Source organism: Stenotrophomonas maltophilia group sp. LNF247, from assembly GCF_054083135.1.
The window spans coordinates 88486-101828 of the sequence record NZ_JBSRQL010000008.1; the positions used below are offsets into that span (position 1 = coordinate 88486).

The window sequence follows — 13343 nt, forward strand, 5'->3', positions numbered from 1 at the left end:
GAGTCAGCGGATGAACTTGTCCTCCTTGGAGCCACGATGGCGCTCTGGATTCGGCAGACAGAGATCTACTTGCCAACGACAATCCGTGGCCATCTAGAGACTGAACGGCCAATGCAGAGTCAATCGCGCTGCGCAAGAGAGTCCTATACTCCGGCGAGACATCGTCGATGTTTAAGGACAGCAGAAGGTCCCGGTTGGCAACCCTTGCCCCTAACTTCGACAGTCGATCACTCCTAGGCTTGAGACGACCTTGGGCTATTGAAAGGCTGTGATCCGCCACACACCAAGACGGTGATTCGGAAGACATCGTGAGCAGGAACGCGATAAGGGGCAATGGCGCTTCACCGTTCGGAAGCACTCTATAGACCTTAGGCCAATACATGCCGTTAGCGAGCACTCCTTGCAGTGAAGCGAAATCAGCTTGCCTTACAAATATCGGCCGCTCCGAACCTGGGACTATTGCGCTAGACCAGAGCATATTCGTCAGGCCGGCTCGTAAAGTTCATCTTCGCGACGCTGCAACATGTTAGAAAACATCTGCAGGGCGACCTTGAATCGATCCTTGGAGGCAGTCGTGATTACGGCTTCGAACGCCTGCAAGTCCTGCTTACGCAGCTCACGGAGCCTGCCCGCCTCCTCCTCACCGAAGTGCTCCCCAAGATTGTTTCGAGTCTCACGTAGCGTTTCTTCCCAGAGCCTAGCAGCATATCTGCGGGCCGAGGTTATCCCCATGGTCTCAAGGTCTTGCGCCACCGCCACCCTCTTCTCGCTGTCGAGTTCGGCAACCGCGGCGTCGCGCACATCTTTCCGGACCATGGTCGCAATAAGGACATCACTCCACGCCAAGCGTGCCCAATCCGAGCCAATGTTGACTTTCTCTCGCCGCCACAAGGTGCGCTGGCAGTAGGGAAGATCAGGGCTCAGATATACCGTTCGTCCGGGCCCAATATCTGCAACGAAGGCACCTAGCGCATCCGTAGTGATACGAGCAGCTTCAATCGCGCTGACGTTTCGAAGGGCACCTACTCGGAGCCACATCCTGAGCAAACCCTGTTGGAAAATAGACAGGAAGAATACATCCTGCTCGCTAGGAACCTTCGCCCATGCGCGAAAATCTGCATAAGCCCCTTGGACAGGACCATTGGCGTCGCCGTCATATTCATAGGTGAACCGGTCCAGATGATTTGAAAGGCTCGTAAACGCTAGATTTCGATTGTCCCTCTGCTCTTTGAGTCGGGCAAACGCCTGACCCAAGCGAGCCTCCTGCTGCGCATAGGGAGGAAGTCCTCTGAGCAGTCTAGTAAGTGCAGGCACTATGGTGGACCGCAACCTCTCTCGCATGACTTGAGAAACCGCCGGGCCTCTTCGCTGGTCCGAAACTCCATCCGGGTTGAAGTTTGGATCAGCCAAGGCAAACTCGGCCTCGACGGAGCGCAGCTCCAGAAGTTTAGAAGCCAACCCAGTTGGCTCAAACAAGTAGGCCTTCAGGACCTCCGAAACGACCGAGATGGTCGTAATGCTAAAACCCCTAGTTCTTCGTGCCGTGCGTTCATCGTCGCGGGTGTTCCACTCAAGAAGGTGCAGTCTCCGCCACCCTTGTGACTCACCTTTCCAAGCGTCAGCGAGCTCACGAACGGCCATCGCGGAGTGACGTTTGTCATCGAGCAGTATGAGGAAGTGACCACTCACCTTGCGCGGCTCAGAATTGATAGTGATGAAAAGCTCACGAAAATCAACGGTGATATTCTCGCTACGCCCGACCTGGGCACCAGGTGGCCACACGATGCATACCGGAAGCTCCACCGGCGCCACAATCTCTCTACCTTCCTGGCTTTTAGTCAACAGGCGCAGGGCCTCAAGTCTATGTTGGCCGTCCAGAACAACTAACTTCGCGCGCGCGGGATTGAGCGCTAACTCGCCAGCATATGCGTAGTATCTGTGAGGGGTCTGATTTTCGCACTCGCCCCAGAGAACCGATCTATCTGAGTGCGCGGTATCTGCAACCGGCAGGCGCACTCGGAAGCCGTCTGTATCGAACACGCTTACAAGGTATTCCTGCCCATCCTCCTCAACATTATCGTAAGCGACCGAATCATATTGAGGCTTGATGCGATTAGCCTCGCCAGCTTCCATTAGCGCAACACAAACGATGAGCGGTGGAAAGAAGATGGGGCGATCCTTACCCCTTGCCAAATACCTATTGGCAATGTCACGAACACGTTCCGGATCGATATCACGCTGAATAAGCTCATCAAACTGGTAGTCCTCAAGGTCCATGACCTCACTTGCAGTAGTGAGGTCATCGAAGTTGTTCACCGTTAACGATGTCAGCAGGAACTGCGTCGGAAAACTGTCCGAAGTCTTGAACTGCCCAAATGAGCCTTGATAGATTTTCGTGAAACGATTGATTGGTCGTTTGCCTGGAATCGTGGTCATGTATTACACCCATGCTTGCCACCCATCAGATCAGATCAGATCCGAACAGACGGCTATAAGGACAAAGGAGCTAATAATAAGGCTCACTGCGCTCCAGCCACAGGCCCAGCACGCCTCAACTAGCGGTGTTAGGCTACCTACTACTGAGAGGCTTCCAGAGGAAAAAAGCCATCAGCATCGCGTTGGCGTGGGGAGTCTGTCGAACAATCGCCCACTTCTGAAAAGCGTCCTCCACGTCCTTGACCTGGCTGAGGACCCAAGACTTGAGGAACGTCCTGCTCACGTCGTAGTCAGCGGCATGGCGCTGCTCTTGCAAGGTCACAAAGGTCCGCGCCACATCAGCCAACCCAGCGGGGACGGGGCCAGATGCCCCTAGAAGGAGCGCATAGACGCGCGGCAGGGGACTTTGAACTATTCCCTTGGCCGCACTTTTCATATCTGCATGCGTCAACGCCCGCTGAACGACTTTCGCCATCCCAGCAGGTTGCAAGGGCGTGATTCGCGCGGAGGCCTCAGCAGACAGCAGGTGAAACAATGCGTAATAAGCAGAGGATACAGCACGGCGCAGATTTGCCTGCTGGGGCCGCTTGCTCTCTTTCGTCGCCAGATGCCTGGCTTGCTTTAAAAGGTCCTGGGGCAGCCCCATCTTCTGCTCATCCTTGAAGCTGACAGTTACCTCTTATTACGGAACTCGAAATAGGGCCACCTGGAAATCCCTTCGAGCAGCGCAGACTTTTGAACTTCGGAAATGAAACTACGAAGTTCATTGAGCTTCTTTGAGTCAGACGACACTTTCTTGTCGTTAACAGTGAGGTATACCCAGAGGGCTGACTCGCCCGAGGAATCCTCATCCACACGCACGTCGTAGGCAAGGACTGACGCCGGCAGCGGTGCGCGCTGCAGGATAGACGTCATTGCCTGCTGATCTTCGATCTCGGTGTGGAGTGACAAGTCTGCCATGGGATACATCTACCACTTTCAATGAGGCAGCGCAAGCAGCTGCAAAGGGTGCCTATGATACCAGTCCAATGCAATCTTCTCTCGGCGAGTAAGCGGCCCGTCCTGTCTTAGCTAACACACCCCGCGCCCGTTAGACGTCTCGGACTGGCACGTCGCTTGCGTTCTCAGCCGAGTTCCGGGCATAGCCCCACGCATAGAGAGGAACTTCCTTCACGCCCCCCCTATCGTCCGCACCTCACACAAAGTTCTATACGTGAAAAATGGTCATCCGGCCTCTATCGCCACACTCCCCTAGGAGCATCTTATCCAAGCAACGCCTGACTCGGGGCGGGCCCAGCCACCGTGTTGGACTTTACCGCTTGACCCATTACGCAAAACAGTAATCGCGGCCTCGCTGCCTTGGGGCGCATCTGCTCGCTCTTTGCCATGCCGTCCCCGCTCACCTCATAGACGCCAGCGGGCATAGGAAGAACATACGCAAAAACTAACATTGCGGACGGGACGTTTACCTTATGTTCATATAACGTCACGCAGTTAGTTAGCTTATATTAGTTAAACAGTACCAAAATGACTCCAAAGTTTTCAGACAGCGCCCGCTCCAAGTCATTGTTTTAAATGAGAAAGCCAAGTGAATACTGCGCGGTACAAATCACGCGCTTCGCTGAGCAGCGCTTGGCCAGCCGCAACGCTTACGGCATTCAGATTAAGCGCTGTTTTGTATTGACCATTTTGGGACCTGTTTTATTGGTACTTCCATCGTTCCGATGGAAGCCAAGCAATGCCCTCCCCCGCCTTAGAACACCTCAACCAATACCTGCTCCACCCGATGGGCACTCTCCAGCTGAAGGGTGTCCAGATGGGCAACCTTCGTATAGAAGAGTTGAACATTACTGGACGGGAGGCGGCCAGTCACGCCCAGGAGATGCTGGACCGCGCCGACGACCGCCAGCGCCGCAGTCGTCGAGCCAATGGATGCACTCAGTATCCTGCCCCGCTGCCCATCGCCTCCGCCCCTCGCCTGCTGTCTGTCGAGATCACCGACTACGTTAGGTCCAGAGACGACCGGAATCTAGCCAAGGACACAACCGGATCTACGCTCCGCACGCTCACCTTGCTCAAGATGACCTGCGGCGACATCCCCGTTTCGCGCATCGACCATGCCCACATTTATCGTCTGTGGGAGTTGCTGCGGTGGGCTCCCCCGTTGCTTCTCTCCGACCCTAAGTATCGCGACTACACGTATGACCAGGCTGTCGCGCTGGGCAAGGAGCTGGCTGTTCCCCCCCTGGCCCCCAAAACATTGGAAAAGCATCGGCGTTTCCTGTCGACCTTCTTCAAGGGCCTAGTCGAAGCCAACGCGATCCCAGCGTCCCCCATGGCCGGCTTCAAGAAGTTCAAAGACGAGCTGGCGGTAGACGCGGACAAAGCAGAGAGGCTCTTTGACGAAGCGGACCTCCAAAAGATCTTCGCGCCTGAGAACTTTATTCCTTGGGCGAAGTGTCACCCCCACCGGTGGTGGATGCCCATGCTCGGCCTCTACACCGGGGCGAGGATCAACGAGGTTGCGCAACTGAAAGTGGCCGACATCGTGCACGACGCCGGCATCTGGTGGATACGCATCCGGGTCACGATCGACCCAGACCTGGCACACAAGAGTCGAGGAAGAAGTCGCCAACGCCTAAAAGGCAAGTCGGCCATCCGGGATGTGCCTATCGCGCAGCCGCTCATCGACGCCGGCTTCCTAGACTACGTCGAAGACATTCGTCAGTGCGGACACCCGCGCCTGTTCCCCCACCTTTCTGCCGGCGTGAACCGTGAGACAGGGGACTCGAACGCGCGTTACAGCCAAGCCGCGCTCAACCAGTTCAGCACTTACATGAAGCGCCTGGGCTTTAAAAAAGGCGTCGGCTTCCACGCGTTCCGCATACGCTAGCCACCGAGCTTCACCACCAGGACGTCCCAGACGAGGTCATTGCCCTCATCACTGGTCACTCGGCTAACAAAAGAGTCGCTGTCCTGCACGAGGCGTATTTCCACAAGAAACCGGCATACGCCCAGAAGAAGAAGATTCGCACCATCAAGCGTTACCAGCCGAGCGTCGAACTGCCTAAGTATCAGCGGGGGCAGTTTGCGGAGCAGCTTTCCGACCCAAGCAAGTTCTACCCCTGAACGACCACGTCATCCCCACCACTGGATACGGCTTCCGGTGGTGGGTGACGAGCAGTCCGAACCCCTTACTTTGCGACCTTCTTTACCGCGACCCGAGTGGCCTTCTTTGCGGCCTTCTTGGCAGAAGCGCGCTTGGTCGGCTTCTTGACGACTTTCTTGGCCGCTTTGGCTGCCTTCCTCGTGGGCTTAGTGGCGGACTTCACCGAACCTTCTGCGGGCGGGAACTTGGAGTCTGGGTGCGCCTTGGCCCAAGTCCGGCCCTCAGCCGACTTCGCCCAGGCAGTGAAGACCTTGGGAGACAGTCCGCGCCCCGTCCACGTCTCACCGGTCGGCAGCCGGTATTTCGGCGCGACCGAACCGAGCTTGCGTCCCTTCAGGGGACCCTTTTGCGTTACGGCAGTGCGCTTGGATGGGGCCTCAGCCGTCTCCCCAATGATCTTGCCCACCTGCCGGCGTTGGGCAGGAGTGAGCACCTTTGCATAACGCTGGAGCACTGCCAGCGCCTTTGGCACTTCGCCATCTCTCTTCTCGACCAGCCTTTTCTGGGCTTCGAGTTGTTTGATTTCAGCATTGAGCGATTTCAGAGACGTGAGGGCCAAAGGGCTGCTCCATTGAATGGGTGCCTTGATTTATAACCGAATCGACCGTTCTGAGGGGCCTCACTGCTCTTCTGACTTAGGCTTCAATAATGGAAAGGGTTGCCGCGCTGATCCGGGACAGCATGAAGGTGCGTCGCCCTTGGCGCTTATGGCAGTAGGCAACAAGGCAACTGGGCGAGGCTTTGTTCGTGCCTACGTGTGAGAGTTCAATGGGAGTGACCGTCCTCCATTCTGCACCGCCGCCCAGCTTTGTATACAGAAATCGGATCGCCCTACCCTCATCTATCGCCCGCACGATGGACGCAACGACTGGTTCAAGAGGCGCGCTACGGCGAAATGATCTGGCCCCCTGAAAACGGACGCCATGAAGCCGTTTCAGGCGGCAGCCCGGAGCTGCCGGGCGTAGTTGTTAGGCGAGTGGTAGCCCAGCGCCGAGTGTAGCCGGGCTGGATTGTAGAAGCCGTGGATGTAAGCAGCGATGCACTGGCTGGCTTGTTCCCTACTGGCGTAAGGCTCGGCAGCCTCTTCTGTCTTGAGCGTCGCAAAGAAGCTCTCGGCCACCGCGTTGTCCCAGCAATTGCCAGGCCGGCTCATGCTTTGGACCACGTCATGGGACTGCAGCAGCTGGCGAAACTCGTTCCCCCAGTACTGCCCACCACGATCTGAATGGAAGATCAGGCCGGGTCGTTGTGGATGCAGAGCCCAGGCATTGGCAAATGCTTTCACCACCAGCTCTTCAGTCAGGCGCTTGGAAACGCTGTAGCCCAGCACCTGCCGGGTCTGGACGCTGATGACCACGGCCAGATGCAGCCATCCCTGGCGGGTGGGGACATACGTGATATCCCCGACCCACGCCGTCGGTCCGGTTCCGGGGGCAAATTGCCGATCCAGCAGGTTGGGGGCGAGCTGAGATGAGCCGCCAGAGAACTTGGGTCGGAATCGGCCTTTGGTCTTGCCCTGGATTCGCTCCTCGGCCATTAACCGTGCCACGCGCTTGTGGCCGACTGGATGATTCCTGGCTCGTAAGGCCCTGACCAGCCGACGTCGCCCATAACTGCGCTTGCTGATCACATGAATGGCCCGAAGCTCGGTACGGAGGGCCGAATCGACATCGCACGTTTGGGCACACTGCCGGCGCAGGTAGTCATGGAATCCAGAGACAGAAACCCCAAGAACCCGACACAACAACCTGGTCGGGTAGTGAGTCCTTTGACTGGCGACGAAGGCGTACCTCACTTGGACTCTCTGGCAAAGAACGCCGCCGCTTTTTTTAGGATTTCCCGCTCCATCTTCAGATTGGCGTTCTCGGCCCGAAGGCGGCTGATCTCGCTTTCCAGGTCGGTGGCTGGCCTGCGAGCCTCAGAGGTCAACGACCGGCCAGCACGGACCGCGTCAAGCCAATTTGCCAGCGTCTTGACCGACATCTCCAACTGACGGGCCGCTGCGGCAGGCCCCAGCGACTCGGCCAACTCCACGGCTTGGTGCTTGAACTCATCGGTGTAGCTACGACGGGTGATACGGGACATAAGGCACCTCCAAGTGCGATCAAAGTATCGCTTCTTGGCGTCCGCTGACGGGGGGCCAGATCAAAATGCCCCAGCTCTCCAAGTGGGAATGATGAAGATAAGAGCCCCCGCTGCAAAGGGCAGCACCTGCTTCCACCACGGCACGAATCGAATGCCCGAAACCACGCCGCCATGATGCGAGCAGGCACCAACTGAGCCGATGGAAGGGGAACGCCAGCCATCGGCGCACCCTCGTGGAAAGTCCTTTCCATTCATCCCAACAAACATGATACCGCCCACCATTATCGCGACGGTCAGATTTCGAACACCGGCGGCACACCAAGTCATCGCCGAATCGCCAGGCAACAATATTTTTCCCGATGAATGACATCGTTGACGTGACAGGTCCTTGAGATCCCTGAGGGAAGGAGAGATAGGGAAGCGCGCGCCCCTTGGCCTCTCACCGACGGCCCCTAAATAGAAATACGAGCCGATCCCAGAAGCCCAATGGAGCTGGCACTTCTGCTGGAGCGGTGCCTGCTTTGCCAAAATGCGCCTCAGACTCCCGAATTTTGAATGCCCCTGCGTTGAATACCGATGCGGAGGCAATGTCCGCGATTCTTATCACCCTTGAGAAAGCCCTTATGTCCTCCAGATCGCTGCTTCCGCCAGATGATGCCTTGGCCTCCGCAACGGTCGCAGAGTAGTCAACAGTCTTTAGAACCCGGCTCGAACTGTCCCTGTAGCCGGTCCAGACTGGCGCGATGGTGACGAACTCGACACTAGGCTTGGTAGTCAACAGATCGGTGACATAGCCCACGATCACCTTTCCGTCCTTCAGGTTAACCATCACGCTTCTAAGAGGGCCACGCTTGAGCTTAGAAAACGCAAGTTCCCTAGATCGGATTAGAGCTATTGTTTCTCGAATGTTCCAAAGCGCTCCGAAGAGCGCTTTGAACTGGAACTGCCTACAGAAGAATAGAAGCATCTCCTTGACGATTGTCAGTGAGAGACGGAGCGCTCCAGGAGCATTTGAGGGTTCGACTCCAACGTAACTACTCCAGAGGATCCCCATCAATGGGTCCATATCCCCACGATGGTAGAGCCAGAATCCTGCAACCTGCTCACTTACCAGCATATTACTGATCTTGATCAGCGTTCCCGCTAGGATGAGCGTTCCCAGGGCTGTCCCAATGAAATCAAATGGTGCGACCTTGTGAAGCCAAGTCGCGAAAGCCAAGCCAACGCTGGTCTGAAGAAGCCAATAGCAAACAGTGCGACTGACGATCAAAAAAAAGAAGCCGCTGACGGCGGCGGCCAACAGCAGCTGATCTTTAGGCAATCTTGCGGTCGCATACGACCTGAATCTGCTCCTTGAGAGGAACAAATATCCCGCCAAAAGCGGGAGAAGAAGAATGTTGTAGGGCATGGAAGACTATCTTCCGACACCGAATCTCTTACGGGGCGCGTCAGGAACCGCCTGAGCAGCCCTCCTCTCCTCGGCAAACGCCTTCTTGCCCTCTTCGGAGGCCAAGAAACCGCTCAGATCGACATGAACGCGCCCGTCTTTGAAAGTAGCATAGGAATCCCGCTCCCCAAACTCTCGGTCCAGGGCCTCTTTGAGTATCTCAAGGCTGAATTTTGCACTCTTACTCATGATGGCTTTTCTCAAAGGCTGAGACAGGTTGATCCCTACCGCATACAACCATGCTACCAAACTTATCACTTCTCGCAAGTGACTGATTTTGATCCATTTAGACCGCTCCGGGAACTCAAAACTATCGGCTTGGCCTGTCCGGCATACCTAGCCCCCTCCCCCGCAGTGAACGGGGGAAGGACCTCACTTTCTACTTCCAAGCTAAAACCTTTCGAGCCTTGGCATCTCCACGGGCTCTCACGAATGCCTCCCCGGTCTTCAGCGAGGTCAACGAGGCCCCAGCACCCAGGATTCGCTTGACCGACGCCTCCCTTGCATTGGTCCCAAAGCACACGAGCAACCCCATCTCCGAAAGGAAGTCGTCGTCTTCGCCCTCGAAGTCGTCCGGCTTCTGGGAGATGAGCATGACCGCCGCCCCCTTCGAACGCCCCAAACGAATGAGATTGGAAAGGCCGGGGAGCCGCGCCTCCAGAGCTCGGTGGGCCTCATCCACAACGCAAAGGATGCGGAGGGAACGATTGCCTTCGCTGTCTGTCTCCGAGTCTTGCTGGGAGTTGATAAAGCGCTCCAACGCGTCCGTCAACAAAGCAACAACCGTCACCCGGACAAGCTCCGGCACGTTGGCTGGCAGCGAGATGATCCATGACTTGGAGAAAAACTCCTCCGGCGACATCTTCGGCTCAAAGAGCGGCAGGCGGCAGAGGTCGACAAGAGTGGCGATCGCACCATCTTCCTTCGCCCCAGCGGATGCGTAGGCGTTCTCTAGGCAATCTCGAACATCCTCCAAGGTGCAAGGGCTGCGAGTGCGCAATGCCTCTTCTAAGGCGTCGTTGAGTCGACGCTTCTGAAGGTCACCAAACTTAGTCTGCTTGAGGTTGCTCAAGCTGTCACGGAGCCGCTGGGCCGTAGAGATGATGCCGTGCTTGCTCCTGTCAGACAGGGCAAACACATCCAGAGGGATAGGGACCAATGGCGGCGAAAGAACCTGGGCATCAAATGCCCGGTCCAAAGCATTGTGTCGGTCAGCCATGTCGCCCTTGAAGTCGAACGCCAACAACGGAACGTTCGTCTGCTCGGCGATGGACCGAAGGACGAAGGCCGCCGTGCGGGTTTTGCCGCTGCCCACCCCGCCCATGAAGGCACTATGGGGGCTACCGCCGGGCGCGTTGAGGGTCCAAATGACCTCCTCATTGGTAGCCACGTCGCGACCAATCTCACCAAGACGAACGGGAACCGGGCCGCGAGATGCTTCAGCCACTACCGAGGTCACCTGATTGCGCCGCTTCTCGGTGACTTCAGGCAATGCGCTTTCCGCCAAACGTCGCCAGAACTCGGAGGTGTCACCACCTGATGCGTCGAGCTCCTCCGACAATATCTTCATGCCTCGAGCCCAGTGGCGCTGGACTGCGCTCTGCAAGTCTTTGATGGTGAGCGGGCTGCCGGCATGCTCGATGAACAGCGAGACCCAGCTGGCCAAGTCGGCCCCTGTGCCAAACAGCACGTCGCCCTTGATGATCCGGCCCACCTCGCCCTCCGCCTTGGCCGGCTGTCCGGGCAAGGCCAACGAGCGAGCCATCGCGAGTCGAGCAGGGATGTTGTAAGACCCGAACCCCAGCCGATCTTTGACCCGCTGAGACAGCTCATCTGTATCAGAAGTGGAACGGAATGAGGTCCCGGCGATGACTTCCAAGGTCAGGTAGTCGTTTGCTTCATTGCTCATATCAAACTCCCTGCCCGTCGAAGTAGCCTTCTTCACACCAACTGCGAGCCACACCGCCATCAACCTTGTTGCGGATGATGTAGAACTTGGCCACCTTGCTGCGAATCGCCGCTAGGAACTGACCAACCACTTCGGTATCGGTGGAGATCAAGATCACCTGACCCTTTCGGCTAGTGATGTGCTTGAGCACATTCAAACGATGGTTTTCGTCCAGCCGGCCCAGGGGGGTATCCACAACCAGCGGGAAGGTCCGCTCGGACACTTCGGCGATGGCCGAGAACAATGCCTGGGTGAAAATCTGCTTCTCGCCGGCCGAGAGGTCGTATTGACGAAGGTCACGCCCATCCGGGGACGCCAGCTCCACGTCGCCGTCTTCGTTGATCGTCACTTCGCGCAGGTAGTCGCTGCGGTGGGCCATAGCACGCACACTGCGCGTCATTGCCTCCGCCACTGCTTCAGACTGCAATGGCCACGCCTCATCAACGAGGTTACCCAGCATCTCCGCCACTTGCTCGGCACGACCAGCCAACTGAGCCGGCCGCTCGGATTGGTCCAAGTGACCGGTCAGGCGACCCAGTTCGCGGCGCTTCTGCTCAAGGTCAGCGCCACGGGACTTGACCATGTTGGTGAGCGAGCCGCGTTCCTCGCGCATCAAACCCACCTTGGTATTCACCTCGTTCAACTGGTCGCGCTTCTCCTCGACCTGCGGCGTGGCCCCCTCCGTGGAGCGAATCACGGCCGACACTTCGCGCAGCTTAGCGGAGCTGCTTTCCATCGTCTCAAGCAGCTCGACGATGCTGGCGGATGAAACTGCCTTCGCGTCTCGCAGACGGTCCAACACCCGCTGAAGCATGGGGCCACGGGCGTGCGCATGCCTAAAGGAATCGGCCACATCGCCCGGCGGCGGGAACCAAAGCCGCTCCAGAGCCTTCTCGACAGCAGCTCGCACTCCATCCACTTGGCGCTCAAGGAGCTCTGGCTCAACCGTCGGCAGTTGCTCGTTTAGGAACTCCAGAACGCTCGCAGTCCGGCTGTCTCGTTGGGAAAGCGCGGCCTCCCACTGGTCCAGCCGAGCCTCTTGGTCAAGACGAGCCTCAACTTTGGAGAGCAGCAAGCCACCGGCCAGCGCCAGAGGCAACTCTGCCTGCGCAGCGCTGACCAACTGGTCTTGGGCATTGTTGTAGCGTTTTTCGTGGTCAGCCTGGTCGCGCGTGAGCTCTTCCAGCTGCGCCCTAGTGCCCGCCCCGTAGCCCAACTCCCGCGTCAGTGTGTCGCGCAGGGTCTCGCTGTTACGGATTTCGGTCTCGATGGTTTGCAGTCGTGCTTCATAGCGAGCAAGTTCCTCCTCCATGCCGCTGACTGCCGCATCCAGCTCAGCAATGGCTTCATTGCTGACGCCTTTGGGAACTTGGCTTCGCTTGGTGTTTGCGTAGGTGCGGAGATCTTTTTGAAGCTGCTTGAGCCAGTTGAGGCCCAAAAGCCCCTCAATGCCTTCCCGCACCTGCGAACCCATGTCGCGTTCGGCATACACGGCCGCTGATTCGCCGTCAAACAGGAAGAATCCGGCCAGAGAAGTGGGGATAAACGTCTTGGAGACCCAATCCCGATACCAGCCGTCGACGTCCGCCTCGGTCCGGCCGGGACCAACCACGCGTCGACCGATCCCCTGGAAGATCTTCAACTGCTCTGCTGACTCGCCAGCCTTTAGCTTTCCTTGGTCGTTGAAATACCAAGTCCGGTCAATCCAGATGGGTTCATCTGCATCGTCAACGAACTTGAGCTCAATGCGGCAAGAGGTGCGGCCTTCCGAGAGGGCGTTCCCAAAGAGGGCCCGCTCCATGAAGTCCTTGAACGATTGTGCCCGACCTTGGTCATCGCTGGCGACACCTGCTCGCAGCACCAAGCGCAAGCCGTCGCGGCCAAACAGGCCCAGTGCCAAGGCTTCGAACAAGGAGGTTTTGCCGAACCCGTTTCGCCCGCCAATGACGACCACATTTTTAGTCTTGCCGGGTTTCGGGAACTCGAAGGTGGCCGACTCGAATGCCTTCCAATCTCGGAGGCTAATCGACTCAAGATGCATTGTCGGCATCCTCTTCGTAGGTTTCGCCCAGCACTTCGTCAAAAGCCTCCCACAGGCCATGACGACGCTGCATGGTGCTCTTATCCACAACCTCTTCAACCAGTCGGCGCAGGTCGTTTACCGGCAGGCCGATCTGACGGCAGTGCCTTCTAATAAGCTTGTTTCCCGCCTCCTGGGCGAAAAGCGTCACAACATCGCGTGGCATCTAGTGTTCCCC

12 protein-coding genes and 1 pseudogene are annotated in these 13343 nt (G+C 57.4%); 1 reads left to right on the plus strand and 12 read right to left on the minus strand.

Annotated features, from left to right (window positions below):
- Window positions 1-483: 483 nt before the first annotated feature.
- The 3 genes from ACTXG9_RS10275 to ACTXG9_RS10285 all read right to left on the minus strand — a co-directional run bounded on the left by ACTXG9_RS10275 (window position 484) and on the right by ACTXG9_RS10285 (window position 3396).
- Complete coding sequence (locus tag ACTXG9_RS10275; RefSeq protein WP_206621788.1) at window positions 484-2436, minus strand: ParB N-terminal domain-containing protein; 1953 nt, start codon at window positions 2434-2436, stop codon at window positions 484-486.
- A 133-nt stretch (window positions 2437-2569) separates the two neighbouring features.
- A complete protein-coding gene (locus ACTXG9_RS10280) occupies window positions 2570-3082 on the minus strand; it encodes a hypothetical protein (protein WP_206621789.1) in 513 nt (170 codons plus the stop codon).
- A 26-nt stretch (window positions 3083-3108) separates the two neighbouring features.
- Complete coding sequence (locus ACTXG9_RS10285; protein WP_206621790.1) at window positions 3109-3396, minus strand: hypothetical protein; 288 nt, start codon at window positions 3394-3396, stop codon at window positions 3109-3111.
- Window positions 3397-4174: 778 nt separating this feature from the next.
- Here ACTXG9_RS10285 and ACTXG9_RS10290 point away from each other — a divergent pair.
- Window positions 4175-5565 (plus strand): annotated as a pseudogene (locus tag ACTXG9_RS10290) (site-specific integrase).
- A gap of 65 nt (window positions 5566-5630) precedes the next feature.
- Here ACTXG9_RS10290 and ACTXG9_RS10295 read toward each other — a convergent pair.
- The 9 genes from ACTXG9_RS10295 to ACTXG9_RS10335 form a co-directional block, all read right to left on the minus strand.
- Window positions 5631-6164, minus strand: a complete 534-nt coding sequence (locus ACTXG9_RS10295) for an H-NS family nucleoid-associated regulatory protein (RefSeq protein ID WP_206621791.1) — start codon at window positions 6162-6164, stop codon at window positions 5631-5633.
- Window positions 6165-6240: 76 nt separating this feature from the next.
- On the minus strand, window positions 6241-6543 hold the full coding sequence (locus ACTXG9_RS10300; protein ID WP_456115729.1) for a WYL domain-containing protein: 303 nt from the start codon (window positions 6541-6543) through the stop codon (window positions 6241-6243).
- Window positions 6540-7400, minus strand: a complete 861-nt coding sequence (locus tag ACTXG9_RS10305) for an IS3 family transposase (RefSeq protein ID WP_111103540.1) — start codon at window positions 7398-7400, stop codon at window positions 6540-6542. Before ACTXG9_RS10305 ends, ACTXG9_RS10300 begins: the two co-directional genes overlap by 4 nt.
- Entirely contained in the window at window positions 7397-7690 is a 294-nt protein-coding gene (locus tag ACTXG9_RS10310) for a transposase (RefSeq protein WP_006388655.1), read from the minus strand. The genes ACTXG9_RS10305 and ACTXG9_RS10310 overlap by 4 nt, the downstream gene beginning before the upstream one ends.
- Before the next feature lie 439 nt (window positions 7691-8129).
- Complete coding sequence (locus tag ACTXG9_RS10315) at window positions 8130-9098, minus strand: hypothetical protein (protein ID WP_206621793.1); 969 nt, start codon at window positions 9096-9098, stop codon at window positions 8130-8132.
- Window positions 9099-9104: 6 nt separating this feature from the next.
- On the minus strand, window positions 9105-9326 hold the full coding sequence (locus ACTXG9_RS10320; RefSeq protein WP_111097277.1) for a hypothetical protein: 222 nt from the start codon (window positions 9324-9326) through the stop codon (window positions 9105-9107).
- 190 nt (window positions 9327-9516) lie between these two features.
- Window positions 9517-11046 (minus strand): DndE family protein, encoded by a 1530-nt coding sequence (locus ACTXG9_RS10325; protein WP_206621794.1) that lies wholly within the window; start codon window positions 11044-11046, stop codon window positions 9517-9519.
- Between the two features lies 1 nt (window position 11047).
- Window positions 11048-13126: a DNA sulfur modification protein DndD gene (gene dndD, locus ACTXG9_RS10330; protein ID WP_111097279.1), complete on the minus strand. Its 2079-nt coding sequence runs from the start codon at window positions 13124-13126 to the stop codon at window positions 11048-11050.
- The gene (locus tag ACTXG9_RS10335; RefSeq protein WP_206621795.1) at window positions 13116-13331 is read right to left on the minus strand and encodes a DNA modification system-associated small protein; all 216 of its coding nucleotides are present in this window, start codon (window positions 13329-13331) and stop codon (window positions 13116-13118) included. Before ACTXG9_RS10335 ends, dndD begins: the two co-directional genes overlap by 11 nt.
- Window positions 13332-13343 lie beyond the last annotated feature (12 nt).